At 66.3% G+C, this 25,248-nt stretch carries 24 protein-coding genes; 12 read left to right on the forward strand and 12 right to left on the reverse strand.

All coding sequences use genetic code 11. The features are described 5' to 3' along the window. The first annotated feature begins 12 nt into the window (after positions 1–12). Positions 13–822 carry an enoyl-CoA hydratase/isomerase family protein gene (locus tag AC1DKV_RS06760; protein WP_441611861.1) on the forward strand — a complete coding sequence of 270 codons (810 nt, stop codon included), beginning with the start codon at positions 13–15 and terminating at the stop codon, positions 820–822. 22 nt (positions 823–844) lie between these two features. Then, a complete protein-coding gene (locus AC1DKV_RS06765) occupies positions 845–2,059 on the forward strand; it encodes a CaiB/BaiF CoA transferase family protein (RefSeq protein ID WP_441611862.1) in 1,215 nt (404 codons plus the stop codon). Between the two features lie 18 nt (positions 2,060–2,077). Here the strand turns inward: AC1DKV_RS06765 and trhA are convergent, their stop codons facing one another. The 3 genes from trhA to AC1DKV_RS06780 form a co-directional block, all read right to left on the reverse strand. Then, positions 2,078–2,695, reverse strand: a complete 618-nt coding sequence (trhA, locus tag AC1DKV_RS06770) for a PAQR family membrane homeostasis protein TrhA (RefSeq protein WP_441611863.1) — start codon at positions 2,693–2,695, stop codon at positions 2,078–2,080. Positions 2,696–2,896: 201 nt separating this feature from the next. Continuing rightward, positions 2,897–4,567: an amidohydrolase gene (locus AC1DKV_RS06775; protein ID WP_441611865.1), complete on the reverse strand. Its 1,671-nt coding sequence runs from the start codon at positions 4,565–4,567 to the stop codon at positions 2,897–2,899. Between the two features lie 74 nt (positions 4,568–4,641). Continuing rightward, the gene (locus AC1DKV_RS06780) at positions 4,642–6,174 is read right to left on the reverse strand and encodes an amino acid permease (RefSeq protein ID WP_477137514.1); all 1,533 of its coding nucleotides are present in this window, start codon (positions 6,172–6,174) and stop codon (positions 4,642–4,644) included. Positions 6,175–6,505: 331 nt separating this feature from the next. Here AC1DKV_RS06780 and AC1DKV_RS06785 point away from each other — a divergent pair, with 331 nt between their 5' ends. Continuing rightward, on the forward strand, positions 6,506–7,393 hold the full coding sequence (locus AC1DKV_RS06785; RefSeq protein WP_441611867.1) for a mechanosensitive ion channel family protein: 888 nt from the start codon (positions 6,506–6,508) through the stop codon (positions 7,391–7,393). 109 nt (positions 7,394–7,502) lie between these two features. Continuing rightward, a complete protein-coding gene (locus tag AC1DKV_RS06790) occupies positions 7,503–8,588 on the forward strand; it encodes a Zn-dependent alcohol dehydrogenase (RefSeq protein WP_441611868.1) in 1,086 nt (361 codons plus the stop codon). Between the two features lie 56 nt (positions 8,589–8,644). On the opposite strand, the gene AC1DKV_RS06795 is transcribed toward AC1DKV_RS06790, so the two are convergent. From AC1DKV_RS06795 to AC1DKV_RS06805, 3 genes are all read right to left on the reverse strand, one after another. Next, complete coding sequence (locus tag AC1DKV_RS06795) at positions 8,645–9,217, reverse strand: hypothetical protein (protein WP_441611869.1); 573 nt, start codon at positions 9,215–9,217, stop codon at positions 8,645–8,647. 80 nt (positions 9,218–9,297) lie between these two features. Next, positions 9,298–10,692, reverse strand: coding sequence for a carotenoid oxygenase family protein (locus AC1DKV_RS06800; RefSeq protein ID WP_441611870.1), 1,395 nt, complete (start codon positions 10,690–10,692; stop codon positions 9,298–9,300). Beyond that, positions 10,689–11,468, reverse strand: coding sequence for a TetR/AcrR family transcriptional regulator (locus tag AC1DKV_RS06805; RefSeq protein WP_441611871.1), 780 nt, complete (start codon positions 11,466–11,468; stop codon positions 10,689–10,691). Before AC1DKV_RS06805 ends, AC1DKV_RS06800 begins: the two co-directional genes overlap by 4 nt. 250 nt (positions 11,469–11,718) lie before the next feature. Here AC1DKV_RS06805 and AC1DKV_RS06810 point away from each other — a divergent pair, with 250 nt between their 5' ends. Further along, positions 11,719–12,639, forward strand: a complete 921-nt coding sequence (locus AC1DKV_RS06810; protein ID WP_441611872.1) for a LysR family transcriptional regulator — start codon at positions 11,719–11,721, stop codon at positions 12,637–12,639. A 4-nt stretch (positions 12,640–12,643) separates the two neighbouring features. Here the strand turns inward: AC1DKV_RS06810 and AC1DKV_RS06815 are convergent, their stop codons facing one another. Together AC1DKV_RS06815 and AC1DKV_RS06820 are read right to left on the reverse strand one after the other, a co-directional pair. Then, the gene (locus AC1DKV_RS06815; protein ID WP_441611873.1) at positions 12,644–13,153 is read right to left on the reverse strand and encodes a DUF6630 family protein; all 510 of its coding nucleotides are present in this window, start codon (positions 13,151–13,153) and stop codon (positions 12,644–12,646) included. Positions 13,154–13,222: 69 nt separating this feature from the next. Beyond that, positions 13,223–13,912, reverse strand: coding sequence for an ArsR/SmtB family transcription factor (locus AC1DKV_RS06820; RefSeq protein ID WP_441611874.1), 690 nt, complete (start codon positions 13,910–13,912; stop codon positions 13,223–13,225). Between the two features lie 368 nt (positions 13,913–14,280). Between AC1DKV_RS06820 and AC1DKV_RS06825 the strand changes: the two genes are divergently transcribed. Beyond that, positions 14,281–15,381, forward strand: coding sequence for an alkene reductase (locus tag AC1DKV_RS06825; RefSeq protein ID WP_441611875.1), 1,101 nt, complete (start codon positions 14,281–14,283; stop codon positions 15,379–15,381). 134 nt (positions 15,382–15,515) lie between these two features. Here AC1DKV_RS06825 and AC1DKV_RS06830 read toward each other — a convergent pair whose 3' ends face one another. After that, positions 15,516–16,451, reverse strand: a complete 936-nt coding sequence (locus AC1DKV_RS06830; protein ID WP_441611876.1) for a LysR family transcriptional regulator — start codon at positions 16,449–16,451, stop codon at positions 15,516–15,518. A gap of 530 nt (positions 16,452–16,981) precedes the next feature. Continuing rightward, positions 16,982–18,175 carry a hypothetical protein gene (locus AC1DKV_RS06835; protein WP_441611877.1) on the reverse strand — a complete coding sequence of 398 codons (1,194 nt, stop codon included), beginning with the start codon at positions 18,173–18,175 and terminating at the stop codon, positions 16,982–16,984. A gap of 112 nt (positions 18,176–18,287) precedes the next feature. On the opposite strand from AC1DKV_RS06835, the gene AC1DKV_RS06840 reads away from it, so the two are divergent. Both AC1DKV_RS06840 and groL read left to right on the forward strand, forming a co-directional pair. Next, the gene (locus tag AC1DKV_RS06840) at positions 18,288–18,578 is read left to right on the forward strand and encodes a co-chaperone GroES (protein ID WP_441611878.1); all 291 of its coding nucleotides are present in this window, start codon (positions 18,288–18,290) and stop codon (positions 18,576–18,578) included. 56 nt (positions 18,579–18,634) lie between these two features. Beyond that, on the forward strand, positions 18,635–20,254 hold the full coding sequence (gene groL / locus AC1DKV_RS06845; RefSeq protein ID WP_441611879.1) for a chaperonin GroEL: 1,620 nt from the start codon (positions 18,635–18,637) through the stop codon (positions 20,252–20,254). Between the two features lie 90 nt (positions 20,255–20,344). Here the strand turns inward: groL and AC1DKV_RS06850 are convergent, their stop codons facing one another. Then, positions 20,345–20,953: a nitroreductase family protein gene (locus AC1DKV_RS06850; RefSeq protein ID WP_441611880.1), complete on the reverse strand. Its 609-nt coding sequence runs from the start codon at positions 20,951–20,953 to the stop codon at positions 20,345–20,347. Positions 20,954–21,302: 349 nt separating this feature from the next. On the opposite strand from AC1DKV_RS06850, the gene AC1DKV_RS06855 reads away from it, so the two are divergent. Continuing rightward, positions 21,303–22,139 (forward strand): transporter substrate-binding domain-containing protein, encoded by an 837-nt coding sequence (locus AC1DKV_RS06855; protein ID WP_441611881.1) that lies wholly within the window; start codon positions 21,303–21,305, stop codon positions 22,137–22,139. Between the two features lie 51 nt (positions 22,140–22,190). Here AC1DKV_RS06855 and AC1DKV_RS06860 read toward each other — a convergent pair whose 3' ends face one another. Further along, positions 22,191–22,388: a hypothetical protein gene (locus tag AC1DKV_RS06860; protein ID WP_441611882.1), complete on the reverse strand. Its 198-nt coding sequence runs from the start codon at positions 22,386–22,388 to the stop codon at positions 22,191–22,193. Between the two features lie 138 nt (positions 22,389–22,526). Here AC1DKV_RS06860 and AC1DKV_RS06865 point away from each other — a divergent pair, with 138 nt between their 5' ends. The 3 genes from AC1DKV_RS06865 to AC1DKV_RS06875 are packed head-to-tail and all read left to right on the forward strand — an operon-like array spanning position 22,527 to position 25,173. Further along, positions 22,527–23,390 carry an ABC transporter permease subunit gene (locus AC1DKV_RS06865; protein WP_441611883.1) on the forward strand — a complete coding sequence of 288 codons (864 nt, stop codon included), beginning with the start codon at positions 22,527–22,529 and terminating at the stop codon, positions 23,388–23,390. After that, on the forward strand, positions 23,390–24,118 hold the full coding sequence (locus AC1DKV_RS06870) for an ABC transporter ATP-binding protein (protein WP_441611884.1): 729 nt from the start codon (positions 23,390–23,392) through the stop codon (positions 24,116–24,118). The genes AC1DKV_RS06865 and AC1DKV_RS06870 overlap by 1 nt, the downstream gene beginning before the upstream one ends. A 59-nt stretch (positions 24,119–24,177) precedes the next feature. Then, positions 24,178–25,173: an NrtA/SsuA/CpmA family ABC transporter substrate-binding protein gene (locus AC1DKV_RS06875; protein WP_441611885.1), complete on the forward strand. Its 996-nt coding sequence runs from the start codon at positions 24,178–24,180 to the stop codon at positions 25,171–25,173. The last annotated feature ends 75 nt before the right edge of the window (positions 25,174–25,248 follow it).

The following is a 25,248-nucleotide window of genomic DNA, read 5'->3' on the forward strand; positions in this document are numbered from 1 at the left end:
GGGAGACCCCGCATGAACGAAATCCCGAACGCAGCCACCACCGGCGAAGCGCCGCTCCTGCTCGAACGCGACGGCGCCGTCGCCACCGTGGTGCTCAACCGCCCGGCCAAGCTCAATGCGTTGACGCTGGCGATGTGGCAGCAGCTTGGTGACGCCTTTCGCACCCTGTCCGCCGATATGTCGGTGCGCTGCGTGGTGGTGCGCGGCGCCGGCGAGCGCGCCTTCTCGCCCGGCAACGATATCTCCGAGTTCGCCACGGCCCGCTCCAACAAGGCGCAGGCCATTGCTTACGGCCGCGTGATGCACGCCACCGCGCAGGCCATCCTCGACTGCCCGCACCCGGTGGTGGCGCAGATCCACGGCATCTGCGTGGGCGGCGGGCTGGAAGTGGCGGCCATGGCCGATATCCGCATCTGCGGCGCGGGCAGCCGCTTCGGCGCGCCGATCAAGAACCTCGGCCTGGTGATGGCGCATGCCGAGATGGCGCCGCTGATCCGCCTGGTGGGCGAGGCGCGCACGCTGGAGATCCTGTTCGAAGGCCGCATCATCGGCGCCGACGAAGCCCTCGGCATGGGCCTGGTGTCGCGCGTGGTGGCGGACGCCGAGGTGGCCGCCGAGACGCGCGCCACCGCCGCGCGCATCGCCGCCGGAGCGCCGCTGGTGGCGCGCTGGCACAAGAAGTTCGCGCGCCAGCTGGCAGCCGGCAAGACGCTGGACGCGCGCGAGCTGGACGAAGCCTTCGACTGCTTCGATACCGGGGATTTCCGCACCGGCTTCCAGTCCTTCCTCGCCAAGGAAACCCCGCGGTTCAGCGGCAGCTAGGCCCCGACGGAGCGCACCCGCGATGCAGGATACCAACGCATTTCCCCGCCCCGGCGCTCTTTCCGGCATGCGCGTGCTGGAGCTGGCGCAGATCATGGCCGGCCCCACCTGCGGCATGATGCTGGCCGATCTCGGCGCCGAGGTGATCAAGATCGAGAAGACCGACGGCGGCGATGACGCGCGCGGCTACCGCGAGCCGCAGATCAACGGTGTCTCCGCGCCCTTCCTGATGCTCAACCGCAACAAGCGCGCCATTGCGCTGGACCTGAAGCAGCCCGAGGGCCGCGAGGTCTTCCTGCGCATGGTGAAAGATGCCGACGTGGTGATCGAGAACTTCCGCAAGGGCACGATGGAAAAGCTCGGCCTCGGCTACGACACGCTCTCGCGGCATAACCCGGGCCTGATCTACTGCGCCATCTCCGGCTACGGGCGCAGCGGCCCCGCCGCGGACAAGGGCGGCTTCGATCTGATCGCGCAGGGCTTCGCCGGCCTGATGAGCATCACGGGCGAGGAGGGCGGGCCGCCGCTGCGCACCGGCAACTCCATCGCCGATATCAACGCCGGCATCCTGGCCGCCTTCGGCATCCTCGCCGCCTGCCAGCACAAGCAGAAGACCGGACGCGGCCAGGTGGTCGAAACCTCGCTGATCGAGGCCGGCCTGCAGCAGCTCTACTGGCACGCCGCCATCCATTTCGCCACCGGCGAATCGCCGGGGCCGAGCGGCTCGGCGCATATCCTCGCCACGCCTTACCAGGCCTTCCCGACGCAGGACGGCCATATCATCGTCGGCGGCGCCAACGAGAAAAACTGGGAACGCATCGCGCAGGTGCTGGGCAAGCCCGAGTGGCTGGACGACCCGCGCTACCGCCTGAATGCCGACCGCATGCGCCACCGCGACAGCCTGCTGCCTGCCATGGCCGGGATCCTCTGCGGCCGGCCGTCGGCGCACTGGCTGGCCGAGTTCGACCGCGCGGGAGTGCCGGCGGGGCCGGTGCATTCGATCGGCGAGGCGCTCGCCCACCCGCAGACGCTGGCGCGCGGCATGGTGGTCGAGCAGCAGCATGCGGTGGCCGGCGCGATCAAGACGCTGGGGTTGCCGGTGCAGTTGTCGGAGACGCCCGCGCAATACGTGCGGCCCGCGCCAGGCCTGGGCGAACACACGCGCGAGCTGCTGGCCGAATATGGCTACGGCGAAGCCGAGATCGAAAGCATGCGGGAGACGGGCGCCGTGCGGTGAGGATGGCGCCGCCGGCGCCTATCCCACGTACCAGAAAATGCTCGCGAACTGGCAGGCGCTGCCCGCCAGCACGAACAGGTGCCAGATCCCGTGGAAATGGCGCACCTTCTCGTCGAACAGGAAGAAGCCGATGCCCGCCGTGTAGAGCGCGCCGCCGGCCACCAGCCAGTACAGGCCCGCGGCCGGCAGCGCCGCCACCAGCGGCCCGAACGCGAACAGCACCAGCCATCCCATCAGAACGTAGATCAGCAGCGAGAAGATGCGCGTGCGCTTGCCGATCCACAACTCCTGCGCAATGCCGATCAGCGCCAGCCCCCAGTTCACCCCGAACAGCGTCCAGCCCCACGGCCCGCGCAGCGTCACCAGCGCGAACGGCGTGTAGCTGCCGGCGATCAGCAGGTAGATGGCGCAGTAGTCCAGCCGCCGCAGCACGTCCTTGGGGCGGCCGCGCAGGCTGTGGTAGAGCGTGGAGATGGTGTAGAGGAACACCAGCGTGCTGCCGTAGACCACCGAGCTGACGACCTTCCAGGCATCGTGGTACAGGGCGGAGGAGGTAACGAGGACGGCCGTGCCGGCGGCCGCGAGGACGGCGCCGGCGAGGTGGCTGTAACCGTTGAAGCGTTCTCCGTGGTACATGGGCGTGGCTTCTCCTGTGTCTGGCCGCCCGGGTGGCATCGTGAAACGATTTCCCGGGCGATTGCGTCAGGGGACGTTGCCGCCGCAGCGCTGCTGCGGTGCAATAGGCCGTATTCTTGCACGGATCACCGGTCTGCAGAACCCTGCCGGGCCGCAGGGTCTTTCCGGGGCGGCGGCCCGCCCCGGTGATTCAGGCCTGGCTCAGCGCCGTTCGCCTTGTGCGTAGACGCGTTCGCCGGCCACCCACGTCTGCAGCACGCGGGTCTTCCAGATCTCGCCCGGCGCGACCTTGAACAGGTCCTGGTCGACCAGGATGAAATCGGCCCACTTGCCCGGCTCCAGCGAGCCCAGCGTCTTCTCCTGGTGTTCCGCGTAGGCGGCGTCCAGCGTGAAGGCGCGGAAGGCCTGGGTCAGCGTCATCGCTTCTTCCGGGTGCCAGCCCTTGATCGGGCGGCCCTGGTGGTCCGTGCGCGTCACCGCAGCGTGCAGGCCGTAGAAGGGGTTGGCGGATTCCACCGGGAAGTCCGAGCCGCCGGCGATCACCGTGCCTTGCCTGAGCATGGTCTGCCACGCATAGGCGCCCTTGATGCGTTCCTGGCCGATGCGGTCCTCGGCCATGTTCATGTCGCTGGTCGCATGGGTGGGCTGCATCGAGGCGATCAGGTCGAGCTTCTTGAAGCGCGGGATGTCCGGCAGCGACACGACTTGCGCGTGCTCGATGCGGTTGCGCAGTTCGCGGCCGCCGACTTCCTTGTAGGCCACTTCGAGCGCGTCCAGCACCTGGTGGTTGGTGGCATCGCCGATGGCGTGCACATTGACCTGGTAGCCGGCCTTGATGGCGGTCTTGACGGCTGCCTGCATGGCGGCGTCGCTCATGAACAGCAGGCCGCTGTGCACGTGGTCGTCCGAGTAGGGCGCCATCAGGGCCGCGCCGCGGCTGCCCAGCGCGCCGTCGCCGTACAGCTTGACGGCGCGCAGGTAGTAGCGGTCGTTGCCATAGCCCGAGAGCGGGCCCTTGGCCGAGAGCGCCTTGAAGTCGTCGCCGGTGTCGCGGATCATGCCGTAGATGCGCGTGGTCAGCTTGCCCTGGTCGGCGAACTCGCGGTAGATGCGGTCCTCCTGCGCGGTCACGCCAGCGTCGCCCGCCGCGGTCAGGCCGAGCGCGTTCATATGCGCGAGCGCGGCGGCCAGCGCGGCGCGGCGGTCGTCGTCGGAGTAAGGCGGGATCACGTTGTTGACCAGCGCCATCGCCTTGTCGACCAGCACGCCGGTGGGATTGCCGTTGGCGTCGCGCTCGATGCGCCCGCCTGCCGGGTCCTTGGTGTCGCGCGTGATGCCGGCGGCCTGCATCGCCCTGGTATTGAGCCACGCGGCGTGGCCATCCACGCGCACCAGGCGCGCGGGGCGGTCGGAGACGGCGGCGTCCAGTTCGGCCGCGGTGGGAAAGCGGCCCAGCTTCCAGTTGACCTGGTTCCAGCCATAGCCCAGCAACCACTTGCGTTGCGGGTTGCTGACGCCATAGGCGCGGATGATGCCTTGCGCTTCCTGCAGGTCCCTGGTTTCCGACAGCGAGATCTCGGTGGTCTTGAAGCCCAGGCGGAACACATGGCCGTGCGCGTCGATCAGGCCCGGCAGCAAGGTCTTGCCCTGGCCGTCGATGCGCTTCGCATCGGGATACTGCGCACGCAACGCGGCGGCGTCACCGGTGGCCAGCACCTTGCCCTGGTCGAACACAAGGCCGGTGAAGCTGGCGACCTGGTCGTTCTTCAGCGTGTAGCCCTGCACGGATTCGACCAGGCTGGGCGCGGCGTGGGCCGACAGCGCGAGGCCGGCGGCCAGCGCCAGCAGGCTCTTGTGGATTGCGTGTTTCAAATCAACTCTCCTTGTTGTTGTGGTACAGCGCTTTGGTTTTCTTATGGGCTCTCAGGATGACTGCTTGGTGCTCTTTATTCGGCCGTCGCCGCAGCGGGAAGGGCGGGGCCGCCCGCCTCGCTTCGCGCAGGTGGCAGCGGCGGGAATTTCATGTCGGCATAGCGTACGAAATGCGTCTTGCGCACGATGCGATAGCCCAGCCAGATCGCGAGGAAGATCGGGATGCCGATATAGGTGGCGGTCACCGCCACCCAGTCGATCTTGCCGTCGGTGAAGGCCTGGTAGTTCTGCCCCAGCGTGACGACCAGGCACAGCCCGAAGGCGAACAGCGGGCCGTACGGGAGAAATGGCGAGCGATAAGGCAGGCGCGACAGGTCCAGCCCCTGTGCCACGAAGCCGCGGCGGAAGCGGTAGTGGCTCACCGCAATGCCCAGCCAGGCGATGAAGCCCGTCATGCCCGACAGGTTGAGCAGCCACAGGTAGACCGACTTGCTCTCGAACAGCGAGGTCAGGAAGCACAGCGCGCCCACCGCGGTGGTGGCCAGCAGCGCCGCCAGCGGCACGCCGTTGCGCGTGAGCCGCGCGAAGATGCGCGGCGCGCGGCCTTCGGTGGCGAGGTTGTAGAGCATGCGGGTGGAGGCGTACATGCCGGAGTTGCCGGCGGACACCACCGCCGTCAGGATCACCGCATTCATCACCCCGGCGGCGAAGGCGAGGCCCGCATGGCGGAACACCAGCGTGAACGGGCTCACGCCCACCGTTTCCACGTCGTTCTTGAGCAGGCTCGGGTCGGTGTAGGGAATCAGGATGCCGATGATCAGGATCGCCAGCACGTAGAACAGCAGGATGCGCCAGAACACCTGGCGCACGGCGCGCGGGATGTTCTTCGCCGGATCGGCCGATTCGCCCGCGGCCACGCCGATCAGCTCCGTGCCCTGGAACGAGAAGCCGGCGATCATGGCCACGCCGATCATGGCGGGCAGCCCGCCGACGAAGGGCGCATCGCCCGCGGTCAGGTTCTGCAGGCCGACCGGCAGGCCACCGCCGTCGCCGCGCAGGATGCCGAAGATCATCAGCACGCCAATGACGATAAAGGCGATCACCGTCACCACCTTGACCAGCGCGCACCAGTATTCGGCCTCGCCGAAGCCGCGCACCGAGATGGCATTGAGCAGGAACATCACGCCAAGGAACAGCGCGCTCCACAGCAGGCCGGGCGTATCGGGGAACCAGTACAGCATCACCAGTTGCGCCGCCGCCAGCTCCACCGCGATGGTCACCGCCCAGTTGTACCAGTAGTTCCAGCCCAGCGCGAAGCCGAAGCCTTCGTCCACGTAGAGCGCGCCGTAGGTGGCGAACGAGCCCGACACCGGCATATAGGCCGCCAGCTCGCCCAGGCTGGTCATGAGGAAGTACACCATGGCGCCGATCAGCACATACGCCGCCAGCGCGCCGCCCGGGCCCGCCTGCGCGATGGTGGCCCCGGAGGCGACGAACAGGCCGGTGCCGATCGAGCCGCCGATCGCGATCATGGTGAGGTGGCGCGCGCGCAAGGTGCGGCGCAGGGCGGGCGGAGCGGTGCCGGTGGCGGGAGGCTCGATGGTCATGGGCGAGAGGGGTTGGGGCAGGAGGGCCGGGCCTGCCGGCACCGCCCGCATTCGCCGGCGGTGCCGGCGTGCGACCCAGCCCGGCTGGCATGCCGCGTACAGGCATGCAATACATTCACCGGCTGGTACATACGGCGGCATCATAAGAGAAAACGCGGCGCGGCGGAAGCGGTCGCGCACCGCGATGGGGCATGGTTCCGTGCGTGCCGGGTCGCGCGCGGGAAGCCATGTTTTGCGATCGTGCATTGCAGCATGGCTAGAATCGGGGTTTGACTTCGCGCAGGCGCGGCCCTGCCGGCAGCGCTGCCAAGCCGTATTCGGACTAATCCTCATGACCCTGCCCTTCAACGATAGTTATCTGCTGCACATCGGGCTGAGCCTTGCCATCGTGCTCGCCGGCATGGTGGCGGTGAAGTTCGTCAACCGCTTCTTCCAGTCGCGCCAGCTCGCCGACAAGGACAACCGCGGCAGCTACCGCACCTGGACGGTGGCCTCGCGCAACGCGGTCGCGGCGGTGGTGTTCCTGCTGCTGCTCGGCATCTGGGTGTCCGAGCTCAAGAGCGTGGCGATCTCGCTGACCGCCTTCGCGGTGGCGCTGGTGATCGGCGGCAAGGAACTGGTGATGTGTTTCCTGGGCGCCTTCCTGCGCATGATGGCGCGCCCGTTCCAGCTCGGCGACATCGTGGAGATCGGGCCATATTCCGGCGAGGTGGTGGACATGGACGCGCTCACCACCACGCTGGTGGAGATCGCCGGCACGCGGCAGTTCACCGGGTCCACGGTGCAGATCCCCAACAGCACGCTGCTGACCTCGGCCGTGCGCAACCATTCGCAAGCCGGCAAGTACACGCTGGATACCCTGCGACTGCCGTTGCCGGAGAAATGCGACCCGGACCGCGTCGAGGCCGACCTGATCGCCATCACCGAGCAGGTCTGCGCGCCGTTCCTGGCCGAGGCCCGGCACAGCCTGCAGGAGTACGGCGGCTCGCGCTTCCTCGATCTCTCGCAGTTCGAGCCGCGCGTGCTGTTCGAGGCCGTGGCCGCGGACAAGCTCGACGCGCTGGTGCGCTTCCCGGTGCCGGTGGCCTCGCGCCTGTCGGTCGGGCAGCAGATCCTGCGGCAGTATCACCGCCAGCGCGGCGAGGCGGCTGCGGCCGCGGCCGCAGCCGCGACGCCCGCCACAGCGGCAGCGGCGACCCCTGCCGCCTCTGCCACCTGACGAGGGCCGGCCGGACGGCTTCACCGAATCCCGTTTCGGCTGTATGGTAGCCCTTGCTGCGCGAGGCGCCGCATGCGCATTCGAACCCTGTCGGACAACGAGGAGACCCATGAAAGCCGCCGTCATGCATCAACCCAAGACCCCGCTCGTGATCGAAGACGTCGCCATCGGCAAGCCCGGCCCGCGCGAGGTGCTGCTGCGCACGGCCGCGGTGGGCGTGTGCCATTCGGACCTGCATTTCCTGGACGGTGCCTATCCCTTCCCCACGCCGGTGGTGCTGGGCCACGAGGCCGCCGGCATTGTCGAGCAGGTGGGTTCGGAGGTGCGCACGGTCAAGCCCGGCGATCATGTGATCACCTGCCTGTCGGCCTATTGCGGCCATTGCGAGCACTGCCTGACCGGCCACTTGTCGCTATGCGTGGAGCCCGACACCAGGCGCCGCGAGGGCGAGGAGCCGCGCCTGCTGGCCAAAGGCGCGCCGATGAACCAGTTCCTCAACCTGTCGGCCTTCGCCGAGCAGATGCTGATCCATGAGCATGCGCTGGTGGCGATCCGCCCCGAGATGCCGCTGGACCGCGCCGCGCTGATCGGCTGCGCCGTGACCACCGGCGTGGGCGCGGTGGTGCATACCGCGCGCGTGCAGCCCGGCGAGACCGTGGCCGTGATCGGCTGCGGCGGCATCGGCCTGGCCACCATCAACGGGGCGGCCATCGCCGGCGCGGGCCGCATCATCGCAATCGACCGCGTGCCGGGCAAGCTGGAGCTGGCGAAACAGTTCGGCGCGACCGACGTGGTCAACGCGGCGGATACCGATGCGGTGGAAGCCGTGCGCGCGCTCACGCGCGGCGGCGTGCATCACGCCTTCGAGGCCATCGGCCTCAAGCAGACCGCCGAGCAGGCCTTCTCGATGCTGCGCCGGGGCGGCACCGCCACCGTGATCGGCATGATCGCGCCGGGCGTGAAGATCGAGATCAAGGGCACCGATTTCCTGGCCGAGAAGCGCATCCAGGGCTCGATGATGGGTTCCAACCGCTTCCCGGTGGACATGCCGCGGCTGGTGGACTTCTACCTCTCGGGCAAGCTCAGGCTGGACGAACTGATCTCGCGCCGCATGCCGCTGGAGAACATCAACGAAGCCTTCGACGAACTGCGCCGCGGCGAACTCGCGCGCTCGGTGATCATGTTCGAGCACTGAGCGCGGCGCGCCGAACCGGCAAAAGGAAAGGGCGGGCTCCGCCGTCCCGGGCTCGCCTAGCGTTGCGGCTGGCTCGCCGCTGCCGCTTCGGCCGCGCGGCGCACCGCCTGCGGGTAGCGGATGGTGAAGAGCACCGCGCCGCCCATGGCGGCCAGGCTGACCGCCACGTCGACCCACAGCGGGATCGCGCTCACATACTCGGCGGCCGCGTCGGCGGCCACCAGCACGGCCAGGGCCACCGCCCACACCAGCGTGATGTGGCGGTTCACCGCCAGGAAGCGGGGCGAGTCCCACAGCTCCGGCGCGACCCGTTCGCGCGCATATTGCAGCGTGAACGGCTTGCCGATCGCCAGCGAGATCACGATGATGGCCAGCAGGCCGCCATCGACCGCCAGCCGCACCGTGGCTATCGTCCAGCTTGGCGCGGCCACCAGCGTATAGGCCAGCAGCAGCCCGAACAGCACCAGCGTGCCAAGCTCCAGCACCTTGAGCGATTCGCCCCGCCGCCACATGCGTGCGCACAGGAACAGCGAGACCGCGAGGGCGGCGGCCAGTCCCGCCAGTGGCGAGACGCGGCGCGTGGCGATGAAGAAGGCGATGAACGGGGCGAAACCAGTCAGAATTCCCATGCTGTTCTCCTTGGGGATCTTGCGGCCCGATGGTTGCCCGGCCGCGTGGCAATGAAAGTGTCCGCAGGCGCGGCGGCGGTTCAGTCGGCGCCGAGCCAGTTGCCGTGGAAGCCGAACGGGACGCGGTGCGACAACTGCACCGTGGCCACCGGGCCGTCGGCGATGGCGCCGGCCTCGTAGACCACCATGTCGCTGCGGTTCTCCGCGCCGCGGAAGACCGTGGCGATCAGCCAGCCGTCGCCTTCGGCGCTGTCGGCCGCGCGCGGCACGAATACCGGCTCGGAGACCGCGTCGCCCTCGTCGAGCACGTGCACCGTGCGCTTGCCGCTGCGCAGGTCGATATGGGCCAGGCCGTCATAGCTGCCCCGCGCGCTGCTTTCGTGCTGGCGAAACGCGAAGTAGCCGTGGCGGTAGGGCAGGGTGGCGAAGCGCTCGTCGAAGCGCGGGAACTCGCCCGCCATGTCGTCCAGGTATTCGCGCGTGAAGGTGTCCGAGTTGCCGGCCATGTCGAAGGTCCAGCGGCACAAGCGCGCGCGTGCGCCGTCGGCGTTGGGGTTGAACAGCGGTGCGGTGTCGTACTGCATCACGTCGGCGATGATCCTGTTGCCGGATTCCCATGCATTCATCACGTGGAAGACGTAGCACGCTTCGCCGCGGAACCAGCGCATCCTGGCCACGCCGCCCTGGCGCGGCATGATGCCGATATGCGAGCCCTTCTCCGGCTCCCACGCATAGGCCGGTTCGCCGCGCATGGCGCGCTCCATGCTGCCGGTCACCGGCAGGATGGGAAACAGCACGTGGTTCTGCGTCACCATGAAATCGTGGACCATGCTCGGATATGGCGCCTCGAAGCGTTCCAGGCGCTGGAGCTGGCCGGCACGGTCCACCACGCCGTAGCGCAGGGAGGGCGTGAAGGGGCCGTCGGCCGAGTAGGCGAAGAACACCATCTCGCCGGTGACCGGGTCCACCTTGGGGTGCGCGGTCATGGGACCCGTCAGCTTGCCGCCGTAGTCCACGTCGCCGCGCGTGGCCAGCGTCTCGCGGTCCAGCTCCACCGGCAGGTCGGCTTCTTCCAGTGCCAGCAGGCGCGCGCCATGCCACAGGATATTGGTGTTGGCCACGCCGTCGTTCTGGCCCGCCACCGCGGGGTCGGTGGTGGCCGGATTGCCCCAGCTGCCGAACAGGGCGCCGCCGGCGGCCTGTTCGCGCTGGAACTTGTTGGTGCGCACCCAGCGGTTGCGGTAGCGCACGCGCCCGTCCTCGATATGGAAGGCATGCACCATGCCGTCGCCGATGAACCAGTGGTAGAAGGCATCGCGCGGCGCGAACTGCGGGTTGGGTCCGTTGCGGTAGAGCGTGCCGCGCAGCGCGCGCGGCAATTCGCCCAGCACTGGCAGGTCGGGCGCGTCGCACTCCATCAGGATGGGGGCGAAATTGCCGCTGAGATAGGGCGAAGGCGGGAACGGCTTGCTCATGTCGTGCTCCTTTTCCTGGTCTGCTGCCGGGCCGGTTCCGGTTCGGCGGTGGGGGTGGCTTGGGGTTTGGCTTGGGGTTTGGCTTCGGGTTTGGCTTCGGGGGCGGCTTCGGGGGCGGCTTCGGATGTGGCGGCCGGCGTGTGCGCGGCGGGCGCGCTGGCCGGGCCGGCCACCGGCATGCGCATGCCTTGTCCCAGCAGGCGCATCATCTCGGCGTGGATGACGCGGTAGCCGGGTTCGTCCGGCAGCTTGCCGGCCAGGCGCAACATCACCAGGCCGTGGATCGAGGCCCAGATCACGTAGCTCAGCACATGCGGGTCGCCGTGGATCAGGCCGCGCTCGGCCATGCCTTCCAGGTGGGCGCTCATGGTGCGGCGCGCCCGCGACCCGGCGCGCTCCAGTTCCGGATAGCGCGCATCGCCCGGCTGGGTCAGTTCGAACATCAGCCGGTAGGCATTGGGCTCGGCGAAGGCGAAATCCAGGTAAGCCTGGCCTACCGCGCGCGCCCGGTCGCGCGGCTCGGCGGCGCTGGCGCCCGCGCCGGCGGCCTCCAGCGCGGCGGCGAAGCGATCGAATGCCGCGGTGCGCACTGCGGCCAGGATGTCGTCCTTGTCGCGGAAATAGCGGTACGGCGTCATCGGGCTGCAGCCCAGTTCATCCGCGAGCTGGCGCATGCTGACGCTGGCCACGCCGCCTTCGGCGAAGCGCCGTTCGGCCACTGCGCAAAGGCGTGCCTTGAAAGCGTCGATTTCGTCCTGGGTCAGGTTTTTTGCCATGGTTCGGGTGGCGCGGATACGGGGTGGATACGCAGCAAAGCGCGGCAAAGTGATTCACGAGCCTGGCCGGCCGGTGTGCCGGGCAGCGATGATTTACAGTGTATATTTACGTTGTAAATTATCAAGGCATTTTTTGCCGGGGGTGTTTCTTCCCCTCCGCGGACACTGCCCGCCGCCCATGCCATTGTTCGCCCTGTGGGACAATGGCTCCGGCGCCGGCAGGTGCGCGACGAGGCGACAGGAACGACGCATGAAGACGATCGAATGGAAGGACTGGGAGATTTTCTGCCGGGTGGTGGAGGGTGCCGGCTTCACCCGGGGCGCAGAACTGGCCGACGTGCCGAAATCCTCCGCCAGTGCCGCCGTGGCGCGGCTCGAAGTGCAGCTCGGCGTACGCCTGTTCGAGCGCACCACGCGCCGCGTGCGCGTGACCGAGCGCGGCCAGCAGCTCTACGACCGCGTCGCGCCGCTCTTCTCCGAGTTGCGCGAGATCAGCGCCGAGGCCGCATCCGTCAGCGAACAGGTCAGTGGCACGCTGCGCATCTCCACGCCCTACGAAGTGGGCTCGCTGCACCTGTCGCCCGTCATCACGCGGCTGTTGCGCCTGCATCCCGAGCTGCGCGTGGAAGTGGACGTGACCTGGGACCAGCCTGATCTCGTCGAGCGCGGCTACGACCTGGCCTTCGTCATGACCGATACCGGCCTGCACGACAGCTCGTTCGCCAGCAAGCGCGTGGTGCTGATCGAACGGGGCTTCTTTGCGTCGCCCTCGCTGATCCGCGCGCGTGGCCTGCCCCGCACGCCGCAGGACCTGGTCTGCTGGCCCATACTGGGCAATGCCGAAGACCGCCGCTGGGAGTTCCTGCGTGACGGCAGCGAGGTCGCGAGCCTGCCGGTGGAGCCGCGCATGCGCACGCAGAGTGCGGAGCTCCGCCTCAAGGCCGCGCTGGACGGGCTGGGCGTGGCGCGCCTGTCGCCGCGTTACGTACAGGACGAGCTCGATCAGGGGCGGGTGGTGCGGGTGTTGCCCGCCTATACGACATCACCGCTGAAGGTGTTCGTGCTGATGCCGGCGCGCAAGCTGATGCCGGCCAGTGTGCGTGTGTTCCTCGATGTGCTGGAGGATACGCTGGGCCGGATCGATCCCCGGCTGTCGCCGCCCAAGGGGTGAGCCCTCAGTACGGCTGATCTCCGGCGCGGATATCGAGCCCGAGCATTTCCGCCGCGCTCGTCATCTCCTCGTCATCCTCGCCGCGGGCAATCCATCCGGCATAGGCATCCCCATCGGTATTCCAGTTCCACAGCGTGATGCCCGCCATCCGCAATTGCTCGGTCGCCAGCTCCATCAGTTCGGGAACGGTGGCCTTCTCGAGGAAGTCCTCGTCCTCCGGATCCTCGACGCCCCAGTCGATCTCGATGTCCAGCCGTGCGCACAGTTCGTCCAGGCAACTGATAAAGGACGCGCAATCCTTCCAGTCGACATAGAAGCCGGATTCCCAGTCGATCACGTCCTTGAGCAGCCACAGCAGTTCCTGGCCTGCGATCTCGTCCGCGTCGTCGGCGTTGGCGAGCGCCTCGTCGAACAGCTTTTGCTGTTTCTCGGCCATGGCCGCGTCGCCGAGGTTGATCAGTTCGATCAGGCGCCAGAGTGTCTCGCGCGCTTCGTCAGTCAGTCCATCGCTCATCGCATCTACCTCCTTTGCTGCGGTCTTGGTGTGGTCGGAAGAATCATTGGCCCGGTGGCTCGCCGGGGCTCAGCCGGCGATGCGCCAGATCTCGCGCTGGCCCAGCGGTGTCACGCGCAGGGCGCGCGAGGCCGACGTGGGTTCGATCCACCGCTGGTCCATCAGGCTTTGCAGCAGCGCGGCGCCGAGCGCGCCGCCGAGATGGGGCTTGCGCTCGCTCCAGTCGGGGCAGGTGCAGGCGAACTGGCGGCGCTTGCGCCTGGCCATCTCCAGGTCGATGCCAAGTTGCGCCATGCCTTGCGTTCCGCTCGCGGTGAGCTCCACCGCATTGCCGGCCACCGCGATCCAGCTGGCGCGCGCCATGCGCTCGAACAGGGCGACGGCAAGCTCGCCGGCCAGGTGGTCGTAGCAGGTGCGGGCCTGGCGCAGCGCCGCCGGCGCGGTACGCGACGTGGGCACTGCGCGCGCGCGCGTCGGACGGCTGGCCAGCGACGCGCTGGCCAGCGCTTCGATGGCCACGCCGATCTCCGGCGTGGCGAGGCGATAGTAGCGATTGCGCCCGCGCGTCTGCACCGCCAGCAGGCCTCCTTCGCTCAGGCGCGCGAGGTGACCGCTGGTGGACGAAGCCGAGAGGCCGGCAATGGCGGCAAGTTCGCCCGCGGGCCGCGCGCTGCCGTCCATCAGGGCCCACAGCATGGCGGCGCGCCCCGGGTCCGCCAGCAGGCCGGCGAGCTGGCTGATGCTGGGAGCGTATTCCATAGTTCATCCTGCAGTGAAACGACGATCGTAGTATAGGTCGGATTGAGGGTGAGCTGAGCTGCTACTTCTGCGATGAGTAAGCTGGGAATGGCCAGGGCGGAAGTACGAGGTGGCCATCGCCTTCGGCGCACTTCGTCCTGTCTCCGACCTGTCACGCTCGAGTTGACCTGTACCGCAGCGCTACGCCCGTTCGAGAGGGACTGCCTTGACACCCGGATCAGCCACTCGGCCATCGTGTCGGCCAGGCGCAAACACCCACGGCATTGTCGCTTCCGACGCAACTCTGAGTCGAGGCGCGGGCCGTTATTCATTTGCATCGACCGGCCTAGAGTGAGCACGTTCTGGACTACTTCAAATGAGCCAACTCTATGTCTTCTTTGTTCGATCCGTACGATCTTGGACCGTTTCGCCTCAAGAACCGTGTTGTCATGGCACCAATGGAGCGCTCGCGCGCGCGCAACGCGGACTGGGCGCCGCAGCTCGACACGGCCCGCTATTTTGCGCAGCGCGCGGGCGCCGGTCTCATTGTCACTGGCAGCATCTCCATCAGCGAATGGGCTCGCACCTGGGCGTTCGAGCCCGGCCTGTACACCCCGGCCCAGATCAAAGCCTGGCGCCATGTAACCGGAGCGGTTCATGATCATGGCGGGGTGATCTTCGGGCAGATCAGGCATGGTGGCCGCGCAAGTCACGTTTCACATCAGCCGAATCGCCAGCGCACAGTCAGCTCCACCGACACTGGGGCGACGAAAGCGATTTCGATGGCGTTCGACGAAAATGGCCAACCGGCCTTTCTGTTGCAAGGCAGGCCTCGCGCGTTGCGCACTGAGGAGGTGTCCCAGATCGTCGGCGAGTTTGCCCAGGCCTCGCGCAATGCTCGCGAAGGTGGATTCGACGGCATCGAGATCCACGGTGCCAACGGTTATCTTCATGATCAGTTCATCAATGGAGCGCTTAACACCCGCGACGACCGGTACGGCGGCTCGATCGGGAATCGTCTTCGCTTCACGCTTGAGACGGTCGATGCGGTCGTCAACGCCATCGGTGGCGAGCGTACTGGCATCCGCCTGTCGCCCTTTGGCCGCTACAACGAAATGCCGGCTTTCGATGACGAGGCCGAGACGTACCTGACGCTTGCGTCCGAGCTTTCGGCGCGCGGCATCGCCTATGTGCACATCAGCGACCAGACCCGATGGGCCGACGACGTCGCCATTCCCGAACATTTTCTACGGGCGTTCCGCGGCGCCTTTCGGGGACCCGTGATCCTCGCCGGCGGCTATCTGCGGGATAGTGGACAGGCAGCTGTCGATTCGGGAGAGGCTGATCTGATTGCGATCGGAAAGCCCTTCATCGCGAATCCCGACCTGATCAAGCGCCTGCGCAACGGCTGGCCGCTCAATGAATGGGATGAGGATACGTTCTATACGGCGGGAGCCCGGGGCTACACGGACTACGGGGTCTACGAGTAGGACCACGTCGTATCTCCCGCCCTGAAGTTCCTTCCCGCAATCTGGTGAACGCGGCGAGCAGACAGGGATTCGCCGTTGTCCGACCGCTGGAGCGTGGCGTGGCTCGTCAACTTCGGTCACACGAGGTAAGCGGCTTATCGCCCGGGCGCCGCTACCGGAAATTGACGCGCGCGGTCGAGCAGGGCATCGACGATAACGCGAACCTTCGCCGGCAACGCGGGTGTCCGGGCCCACAACAGGTTGATTGGCACCTCGCTGCCCGACATCCTGTCGAGCACGGTGACAAGATGGCCGCTTCTGATGTCATCCTGTGCCATCCATAGCGGGAGCTGACCGAGCCCATGTCCCGACTTGATCGCCGCCAGCACCATCTCGAAGTCGCACACCCTATGCTTGATCGGTACGGTATGCGGAACGACTGAGCCGTCAGGCTGTTTGAGCAACCAGGCCATGCGACGCGGGGAATTCCAGCTGGCAATGCAATCGTGACGGGCAAGGTCGGCCGCATGCTGGGGCGCGCCACGCGCAGCGACATACGCCGGCGATCCACAAATGACTATTTGTTGCACGCCCAGCCTTCGAGCGACCAGATCGGTAGAGTCGCCTGGTTCGCCAATACGCACTGCGAGATCGATGCCCTCATCGATCAGATCGACCAGCCGGTCGGTGAAACTGACGTTGAGTTGCAAGGCAGGACATCGGGCCGCCACCTCGAGCAAGACCGGCATCACGTATAGCCGGCCGAACGCGGTCGGGAGGTCGATTCGAACCTGACCTGCCGGGCTGTTCTGCGCGACCTTCAGAATGTCCTCGCCTCGTTGTAGTTCATCCAGCGCGGCCGCGCAATGTTCTAGCCACGCTTCGCCATGGGACGTCAGCGTAAGACGACGCGTCGTGCGGTGAAGTAACTTCGCATCAAGTCGTGCCTCAAGGCGCGAAACCGCGCGAGCGACTGCGGACTTCGTCAGGCCAAGCTCGTCGGCCGCAGAAGTAAAGGAACCCAGTCGCGCTACCGCCACGAACTCTGCGATGCCATCGAACTGCAGGCTGGTAGGAAAATCAGAAGGCATATATCGTGTCCAAGCCGACGGTGCTTTCGAGCTTCGTATGTTCGGGCAGCAACGGCAGCGTCCGAAGACGTTTCGTAGCCGCAGGCAGTTGAAGTAACAAAGCGTGTGAGGCGAAGCTCGCTCACGACGCTGCGCCGCGATTCTTCAGCGCTCAGAGGCCTTGAGATGGTGAAGTCGTGTTCGCTCCAATGTTACACAATGAGTTCGGGGGCAGGCTCGCTAATCAGCGCATTGCCAGTGAGCGGTTGAAGCCCCAACCCATCTGATACATCCTTGGACCGAATCCTGAAGGTCGGTTTCGAGACGTAAGCGATCATCGGTCTCCTACCCTGTCGCTCGAATCTTGATCATGCGAGGAGTCTCTCGAGGCTCGAAGGTCGAAACTGTCCGACGACGGACTCAGCCAACCCAGTGGTCCGTCGGCGTTTTCGATCCATTCGACAAGTTCGACCCGACAAATCTCCATGTTTTTTTCTCCTCCCAAGGATGCTTGATTTGCCGGAGCGGAAACGGTTGGCGCGCGATTCCGGTTACGGCTGCGTACCAGAGCGGCTTAGTACTTTGTTTCTGGATTCACCTTCTGGCGGGTCTTCTCGTGTGATAGCGACCCCGTGCGGCCAGACTACGACGTCGTCATAGGCGTAGAGGCGGCAATTGGTGAAGCGCATTTCCCGGCAGCGTGCCATGGCTTTGTCGATGGCGTTCGAGTTGTTGGTCCAGAAGGCATAGTGTCCGCCATCGGCCAGCACGAATGCTTTAGGTGCCTTGCGTTCACGATAGGTTGCGTAGCCTTTGCGTGCGCGCATATAGGGCACGGCATCGACATTGGCAGCGTCAGCATAGCCGGTGGCCGCGGGAAGAGAGGCTTCGACGTGCGCTAGTCCACCACCCGTTGTCGGAATGCTGACAATCGAGTTTTCACCCATGCGTACCAGGATGACTTCAGGGTAGTCATAAGCCGCGCCCGAGGCGGTGTCCACGGCGACGCCAATCGCGCCACCTCCACCGAATAGTATGTTCCCGAAGGCCATGGCTTTTGTCGTCGACTTCACTGTGGCCAGGCCCGGCTCTTGCCCGTCCTTGTCGCACCGCACGTTGATATCGCCATAGGCTCTATTGATGGTGACCGTGCCCGGAGTGGTGACGTAGTAAGTCCCCTTGCTATTGGTCAGCTTGCATTTCGCACCGGCATGCGGCTGATCATTGTCACGGGTTTCCACGGAAACCACCTGGTTGGTGCCGCTTACGATGGACGCGCAGCCTGCAAAAAGGCTGCTCGCATAAACAAGAGCGATGGTGATGGCTCGCATGTTTTCCCTGAAATTTTGTTTTTTTAATTTAGATTGATTCGCAATATACCCGCGGAGAATTACAGCATTGATTCCCGGCAACGAATACCCCCCGGATTTCGTAATGTATCTGGCAAAAGACAGGCAGATTAGACGTGAATGTTTGGGGTTTAAAGAGGCTGCTCGGCGGAGCGATTCCATCAAGCTGTTGCGTTGACCGGTTGAATCCGCAACCCACAACGGCATTTCAACATTCGCGTTAGCGGACGGCCACGGCGGCCCGTGCGGGTTCCACCGGTCTGGCGGCGGTGAAGCGGGCAAAAAAACCTGGCGACAATGCGAGCGATCCGGCTCGTAAGCCGCGTGACTATGGAAATGCGAAACAAGCAGTTGGCCGTGCGCGGCATCGTTTTTATACTCAGCACTCACCGGCATTGAGTGCTGATTGCAAACATCGCGGTGTCACCGCGGTGTGCTCATCTGCCGATTCGATTCGATCCGATTCGACCTGTTACCACTCCCTGCATTTCATTTCCCTGGAGCCAGCATGAGCCTTCGTCCCCTGCACGATCGTGTCCTCGTCAAACGGTCCGACAACGAGACCCGCACCGCATCCGGCATCGTGATTCCTGACAGTGCCGCCGAGAAGCCCGACCAGGGCGAAGTCGTCGCCGTCGGCCCCGGCCGCCGCAACGAGGCCGGCGAACGCATCACGCCGGACCTGCGCCTGGGCGATCGCGTGCTGTTCGGCAAGTACGCCGGCCAGGGCGTCAAGGTGGACGGAGAGGAACTGCTGGTGCTGCGCGAGGAAGACGTCGTCGCCGTGGTCGAGCGCTGAAGTACCGCGACACGAACAATCAAGATCAACCAGACAAAGACACAGGACCAATAGCAATGGCAGCAAAAGACGTAGTGTTCAGCGACGTGGCACGGGCCAAGGTGGTGGAGGGCGTCAACATCCTTGCCAACGCAGTGAAGGTGACGTTGGGCCCAAAGGGCCGCAACGTGGTACTGGAGCGCAGCTTTGGCAGCCCCACGGTGACCAAGGACGGCGTGTCCGTGGCCAAGGAAATCGAGTTGCAGGACAGACTGCAGAACGTGGGTGCGCAACTGGTCAAGGAAGTGGCCTCGCGCACTAGCGACAACGCCGGCGATGGCACTACCACCGCCACCGTGCTGGCCCAGGCCATCGTGCGCGAAGGCGTCAAGTATGTGGCGGCGGGGCTGAACCCGCAGGACCTGAAGCGCGGCATCGACAAGGCGGTGGCGGTGGCCATCGAGGAGCTGCGCCGCATCAGCAAGCCCACCACCACCAGCCGCGAGATCGCCCAGGTGGGCACCATCTCGGCCAACGGCGAGAGCGCCATCGGCGAGCGCATCGCCGAAGCCATCGACCGTGTAGGCAAGGAAGGCGTGATCACCGTGGAAGACGGGAAGTCGCTGGCCGACGAGCTGGAAGTGGTGGAGGGCATGCAGTTCGACCGCGGCTACCTGTCGCCATACTTCATCAACAACCCGGAGAAGCAGGTAGTGGTGCTGGAGCAGCCCTTCTTGCTGCTGGTGGACAAGAAGATCTCCAGCATCCGCGACCTGCTGCCGGTGCTGGAGCAGGTGGCCAAGGCCGGCCGCCCGCTGCTGATCATCGCCGAGGACGTGGAAGGCGAGGCGCTGGCCACGCTGGTGGTCAATAACATCCGCGGCATCCTGAAGGCTGCCGCAGTCAAGGCGCCGGGCTTCGGCGACCGCCGCAAGGCGCTGCTGGAGGACATCGCCATCCTCACCAACGGGCAGGTGGTGGCCGAGGAAGTGGGCCTGTCGCTGGAGAAGGTCTCGCTGGAGCAGCTGGGCCAGGCCGCGCGCGTGGAGATCGGCAAGGAGAACACGACCATCATCGACGGTGCAGGTGATGCCGATCAGATCCAGGCGCGCGTCAAGCGCATCCGCACCCAGATCGACGAAGCCACCTCCGACTACGACCGCGAGAAGCTGCAGGAGCGAGTGGCCAAGCTTGCCGGCGGCGTGGCCGTGCTCAAGGTGGGCGGTGCCACCGAGGTCGAGGTCAGGGAAAAGAAGGCCCGTGTGGAAGACGCGCTGCATGCCACCCGCGCCGCGGTTGAGGAAGGCATCGTCGCCGGCGGCGGCGTGGCGCTGATCCGCGCGCGCCAGGCGGTCAAGGACGTGACCGGCGCGAATCCCGACCAGCAGGCCGGCATCAAGATCGTGCTGCGTGCGCTGGAGGAGCCGCTGCGGCAGATCGTCACCAACGCTGGCGAAGAGGCGAGCGTGGTGGTGGCGCGCGTGGCCGAGGGGGCAGGCAACTTCGGCTACAACGCGGCCACCGGCGAATACGGCGATCTGGTGGAAGGCGGCGTGGTCGATCCGACCAAGGTAACCCGCACCGCGCTGCAGAATGCGGCCTCGGTGGCCGGCCTGATCCTGACCACGGATGCGGCGGTGATCGAGCTGCCCAAGGCGGATGCCGCACCGGCGCTGCCGGGCGGGCTGGACTTCTAAGCCCGGCTCGGGGCATGAACGACAAAGGCCGCCAGCAATGCTGGCGGCCTTTGTCGTTCATGCCGGCTTCCTGGGAGGAGCCTTCGACGCCTAGGCGCCCGGTTGTTCCACGAACGCAAAGCGGCCCTCGGCCACCAGGTGCGACAGCGGATGGCGTTGGGTGGGCTGCTCGCGCGCCTGCAATGCTTCAGGCAGCTGCGACTTGTCGCCCTGCTTGCCGATGGCGATCACAGCCTCGATGGCATAGTCGTGCGGCACCGCCAGTGCCTCGCGCAACCGCGCCTTGTCGAAGCCGCCGATGCCATGTGCGTGCCAGCCCGACAGCGTTACCTGGAAGGCCAGGCTGGCCCAGGCCGCGCCGGCGTCGAAGGAATGCGTGGCGATGTCCTGCGGCTCGGTCTTGCCCGGCGGGATCCACACCTTGCGCGACAGAATGGCCACCAGCGCCGACGCGCTCCGTGCCCAGCCTTGGTTGTACTCCGAAAGCGCGTCGAAAATCGGCTGCCAGGCCGGTGTATCGCGCCGCCCGTAGACGAAGCGCCACGGCTGGGCGTTGTAGCCGGACGGCGCCCAACGCGCCGCCTCGAAGAAGCGCAGCAGCGTGGCGGGTTCGATCGCCTCGCCGGTGAAGGCGCGCGGCGACCAGCGCTGCAGGAAAAGCGGATGGATATCGTGCTCGGTGCTGCGGGGCTGCGACATGAGGGTTCCTGGTGATGGATGCGGACAGTATTGGCTCAAGATGCCGGCGGGTGGTGAGCCGTGGCTGGAATCGGAGAGCGCTCCAGGGCTGATTCCAGCATGACTTTCTACGGCTTTCCTACGAGTATTTGCGCAGGTTCTTACTCGGATAGCTGTGTGCACCAGGACCGGCGGATGGCATGCGCCGGGCTCGGGCTCTCACGCCAACGCTGATTCCTGAGCTCGCCTCATTGCCCCGGCGCCCGGCCCGGGGTCGCGCATATCCATATCCGAAACCCTTTCTTGTGGTCGTCAGCGTGATCCAGCAAGATGCCCGCCTCCCTTTCACTTGCTTCGGCGCGTGGTCCGCATGAATTCCGTCTTCCGCTTCTCGTCCTTTGCCCGAATCGTCGCCGCCTTGCTTTGCCTGTCCGCGGGCGTCGCGCATGCGGATGCCACGCTCGACAAGATCAGGCAGCGCGGCAAGCTCGTGGCGGGCGTGGTCCTCTCCGGCCCGCCCTTCGGCACCATCGACCCGGCCACGCAAAAGCACGTGGGCTATAACGTGGAGTTGTCCGAGGGTGTGGCCAGGGGCCTTGGCGTCACGCTGGAAACCATCCAGGTGCAGCCCTCGAACCGCGTGCAGTTCCTGCAGCAGGGCAAGGTCGATATCCTGATCGCCAATATGCAATGGACGCAGGAGCGCAGCGAGATCCTGTCCTTCGTGCCCACGCCATTCGAGGAGGTCGGTGGCGCCGCTATCGCCAGGAAGGGTAGCGGCATCGCCAGGTGGGAAGACGCCAAAGGCAAGCCGGTATGCGTTTCGCAGGGCAGCAACTTCACCAAGCCGCTGGCCGAGCAGTACGGCGCGCAGATCAGGGCCTTCCGCGGCCAGCCCGAGTCGCTGCTGGCGCTCAGGGGCGGCAATTGCGTGGCGGCGGTGCATGTGAGCCCGACGCTGCGCGACCTGGTGGAGAACAACGCCGACTGGAAGGACTACGAGATCGTTTCGCCGCGCGACCTGATCCCGTCCCCATCGGTGATCTGGGTGCGCAAGGGTGAGACCGATACCCAGGCCGTGATCGACCGCATCGTGCAGGACTGGCATCGCACCGGCTGGCTGATCGGCGTAGAGAAGAAGAACGGCATGACGCCCACGCCGCTGCTGCGCCAACTGCACGAGAAGTTTCGCAAGACGCCCGCCTGAGGCGACGCACGCATGGCAGGGAATCGCTACAGGGGACGGGCCGGACAATGGTTAGCCGAAAGCCGAAAGCCGATAGCCCGGTTCCGCGTCCTGTGGTGCCTCCTGTTCTGTCGAACAGCAAAGACCGTTGCCATCCGCGATTTCAAAGCCAATCGCGGGCATCCTGAAAAGCCGCTCTGCCGCAAATGCATGAACGCGCAGGCGCGGCCGGGATGTCTCCTCCACTTCGCTGGATGCGCCGAAAGACATATGCATATCCAGACTTGTTATTTCCCGCGTAACTGGCCAGACAGTAAGCTTTGACGCTCACTCACCGGCCGAGGCAGTCCTGCCTTGCCGCGTTGCCCCGGTTTCAAATTCTACTCGTCGCGGGACGAGCCAGTTTCCATGACATCCAGCGCCTCAAAGCCATTCGACGTGCGGACTGCCGCGCCGCCAGCCGCGAAGGAGAAAGCCCGCGGCCGCGAGCGCAGGCTCGGCAATGCCGGGTTCCTGGCGATCTCGTGGGCCACGCCCGTACTGGTCCTGGTCGTATGGGAATTCCTGTCCCGCGCGGGCTATATCGAACCGCAGGTGCTGCCGGCGCCCAGCAGCGTCGCACGGACGGCATGGGAAATGATCCGTGACGGATCGCTGTTCGTTCACCTCGCATACAGCCTGGCACGGGCGGCGACCGGCTTTGCCATCGGTGGCGCGATTGGCTTTGGCCTGGGCATCCTGGTGGGCTTCTCCCGCCTGGCGGAGGCCGTCCTGGACCGCTCGGTGCAGATGGTGCGGGCGATCCCGTTCCTTGCCCTGCTTCCGTTGGTCATCGTCTGGTTCGGCGTGGAGGAGAGCGGCAAGATCTTCCTCGTCTCGCTGGCCGTGCTATTCCCGATCTATATCAACACGGTGCTGGGCATCCGGCAGGTGGACCCGAAGCTGCTGGAGGTTGGCAAAGTGACGGGCCTGAGCCTGGGCGAGCAGATCTCGAAGATCGTGCTGCCGGGTGCCATGCCGTCCATCCTGACCGGCGTGCGCTATGCGCTCGCCGTGTCGTGGCTGGCGCTGGTCATCGCCGAGACGATCGCCACGACGAAAGGCATCGGCTTCCTCGCCATGGATGCCCGCGAGTTCCTGCAGACCAATGTCATCGTACTCACCCTCCTGATTTACGCCGCCATCGGCGTGCTCGCGGATAGCCTGGCGCGCCTGCTGGAACGCCGCTTGCTGTCCTGGCATCCCAACTACGACGCAAAGGGTTCACGCTGATGTCCGCGCAAACAGCAACCCGCCAGCGCGGCGAAGCGGCGGTCGTCGTCCGTGGATTGCGCCGTCAGTATGGCGAACATGTGGTGGTGGACGATCTCGACCTGCAGATCGACGCCGGCGAATTCGTCGCGCTGCTCGGTGAAAGCGGCTGCGGCAAGACCACGCTGCTGCGCGCGCTGGCTGGTCTGGACCCCATCGACGCCGGCCACGTGGACGGCCCCGCGCAGCCTGCCGTGGTCTTCCAGGAGCATCGGCTGATGCCGTGGTTCCCGCTATGGCGCAATGTCGCGCTGGGCATCCCGGACGACAAGGGCAGGCCGCTCGCCGAGGCGGCTCTGCGCGAGGTTGGCCTCGGCGGGCGTGAAAACGACCTGCCCAGACGACTCTCCGGCGGGCAGGCGCAGCGTGTGGCATTGGCTCGCGCGCTGGTGCGCGAGCCCCGCTTGCTGTTGCTGGACGAGCCGTTCGCCGCGCTCGATGCGCTGACTCGCATCAAGATGCATGTGCTGGTGAAGGAGCTCGTGGCACGTCACCAGCCTGGCGTGCTGCTGGTGACACACGATGTGGACGAGGCCATTGCCATTTCCGACCGCATCCTGGTCATGCGCAAGGGACGCATCGCCGCGTCCTACGGCGTCGGCGCCGACGCCGGGCAGGAAAGGGGCACGCTGCGGGCCCGCCTGCTGCGGGAACTGGGCGTCGATGCCCGGCCCCGGCCAGCCAGCTGAGATCCAGTCTTCCCGTCCCGGCCATGCGCGCCGGTTCTGCCATTCCTTGTGAGGTTCCGATGACACAGCATTCCCCGTTTTCTCCCGCCCGCCGCAAACTGGTCCAGGCCGGCCTGGCGCTCGGCGCCGGCCTGGGGCTGCCGCAAGGCGTCCTGGCCGAGGGTACCCGCAATACCGACAAGGTGCGGGTGGGTTGGGGGCCCGGCGGCTTGCCGCTGATCGCGCGCGAACGCGGCGAATTCGAGAAGAACCTGGCGGCCAAGGGCATCAAGGTGGAATGGGTCGGCCCCTTCCCCAATCACGCGCCGTCGCTGCAGGCGGTGGTGGGCGGCAGTGCCGACTTCGGCTTCTGGGGCAGCACGACGCCAGCGCTGGCGGCGATCATCGCCGGCTCGCCGCTGGTGTTCGCGCAGTTCAATGTCTATAGCCCGCGCAGCACCGCGATCATCGTCAAGAAGACCTCGGGCATCAACTCGGTCAAGGACCTGGCCGGCAGGAAGGTGGCGGTGAACCGCTCCGGCCTGGGAGAGTTCCTGCTGGTGGCGGCGCTGGAAAAGCATGGCGTCGACCGCGCGAAGGTGGAGTTCGTCTACCTGAATCCGCCGGACGCGGCACCCGCCTTCGGGCAGGGCAAGGTCGATGCCTGGTCCATGTGGACGCCCGGCGTGGACATCGCGCGCAGCCAGTACGACGCCAAGGACATCTTTTTCGAAGGCACCGACCTGGACTTCCTGATCGACTATTCCTCGCTGGTCACGCAGCGGCGCTTCGCGGTGGAGAACTCCGCCCTGGTGCGCGCCGTCATCGACGCCTATCGCATCGAGGGAACGTGGTCGGACCAGCATGCTGCCGAGGCCGAGGCCTTCGCCCAGAAGGCAGGCAAATACAGTAATGCCGTGCGTGACCACCTGATCGGTTATCGCCGCCAGAACAAGTTCTACGAGGCCGACGACAAGGCCTTCCTCGGCCAGTTCCAGCGGGCCGCGGACTGGCTGGCCGAGCGCCGCATCCTGCCGAAGCGGGTCAACGTGGCCGAGTACTCCGTGAGAGTGTGAGCCGGGTTTCCTGTCCGGGCGCTTCCGGCGCCCGGGCGCTGTCACGCCATTCCGATACTGCCGCGCCATGGCTGG

Source organism: Cupriavidus sp. 05T41 (genome assembly GCF_056396525.1).

Bases quoted from the DNA above. Each gene is read 5' to 3' on its own strand.
- AC1DKV_RS06760 (WP_441611861.1), top strand. From the start codon at position 13: ATGAACGAAATCCCGAACGCAGCCACCACCGGCGAAGCGCCGCTCCTG.
- AC1DKV_RS06765 (WP_441611862.1), top strand. From the start codon at position 845: ATGCAGGATACCAACGCATTTCCCCGCCCCGGCGCTCTTTCCGGCATG.
- trhA (WP_441611863.1), bottom strand. From the start codon at position 2,695: ATGTACCACGGAGAACGCTTCAACGGTTACAGCCACCTCGCCGGCGCC.
- AC1DKV_RS06780 (WP_477137514.1), bottom strand. From the start codon at position 6,174: ATGACCATCGAGCCTCCCGCCACCGGCACCGCTCCGCCCGCCCTGCGC.
- AC1DKV_RS06785 (WP_441611867.1), top strand. From the start codon at position 6,506: ATGACCCTGCCCTTCAACGATAGTTATCTGCTGCACATCGGGCTGAGC.
- AC1DKV_RS06790 (WP_441611868.1), top strand. From the start codon at position 7,503: ATGAAAGCCGCCGTCATGCATCAACCCAAGACCCCGCTCGTGATCGAA.
- AC1DKV_RS06795 (WP_441611869.1), bottom strand. From the start codon at position 9,217: ATGGGAATTCTGACTGGTTTCGCCCCGTTCATCGCCTTCTTCATCGCC.
- AC1DKV_RS06800 (WP_441611870.1), bottom strand. From the start codon at position 10,692: ATGAGCAAGCCGTTCCCGCCTTCGCCCTATCTCAGCGGCAATTTCGCC.
- AC1DKV_RS06805 (WP_441611871.1), bottom strand. From the start codon at position 11,468: ATGGCAAAAAACCTGACCCAGGACGAAATCGACGCTTTCAAGGCACGC.
- AC1DKV_RS06810 (WP_441611872.1), top strand. From the start codon at position 11,719: ATGAAGACGATCGAATGGAAGGACTGGGAGATTTTCTGCCGGGTGGTG.
- AC1DKV_RS06815 (WP_441611873.1), bottom strand. From the start codon at position 13,153: ATGAGCGATGGACTGACTGACGAAGCGCGCGAGACACTCTGGCGCCTG.
- AC1DKV_RS06820 (WP_441611874.1), bottom strand. From the start codon at position 13,912: ATGGAATACGCTCCCAGCATCAGCCAGCTCGCCGGCCTGCTGGCGGAC.
- AC1DKV_RS06825 (WP_441611875.1), top strand. From the start codon at position 14,281: ATGTCTTCTTTGTTCGATCCGTACGATCTTGGACCGTTTCGCCTCAAG.
- AC1DKV_RS06830 (WP_441611876.1), bottom strand. From the start codon at position 16,451: ATGCCTTCTGATTTTCCTACCAGCCTGCAGTTCGATGGCATCGCAGAG.
- AC1DKV_RS06835 (WP_441611877.1), bottom strand. From the start codon at position 18,175: ATGCCGGTGAGTGCTGAGTATAAAAACGATGCCGCGCACGGCCAACTG.
- AC1DKV_RS06840 (WP_441611878.1), top strand. From the start codon at position 18,288: ATGAGCCTTCGTCCCCTGCACGATCGTGTCCTCGTCAAACGGTCCGAC.
- groL (WP_441611879.1), top strand. From the start codon at position 18,635: ATGGCAGCAAAAGACGTAGTGTTCAGCGACGTGGCACGGGCCAAGGTG.
- AC1DKV_RS06850 (WP_441611880.1), bottom strand. From the start codon at position 20,953: ATGTCGCAGCCCCGCAGCACCGAGCACGATATCCATCCGCTTTTCCTG.
- AC1DKV_RS06855 (WP_441611881.1), top strand. From the start codon at position 21,303: ATGAATTCCGTCTTCCGCTTCTCGTCCTTTGCCCGAATCGTCGCCGCC.
- AC1DKV_RS06860 (WP_441611882.1), bottom strand. From the start codon at position 22,388: ATGTCTTTCGGCGCATCCAGCGAAGTGGAGGAGACATCCCGGCCGCGC.
- AC1DKV_RS06865 (WP_441611883.1), top strand. From the start codon at position 22,527: ATGACATCCAGCGCCTCAAAGCCATTCGACGTGCGGACTGCCGCGCCG.
- AC1DKV_RS06870 (WP_441611884.1), top strand. From the start codon at position 23,390: ATGTCCGCGCAAACAGCAACCCGCCAGCGCGGCGAAGCGGCGGTCGTC.
- AC1DKV_RS06875 (WP_441611885.1), top strand. From the start codon at position 24,178: ATGACACAGCATTCCCCGTTTTCTCCCGCCCGCCGCAAACTGGTCCAG.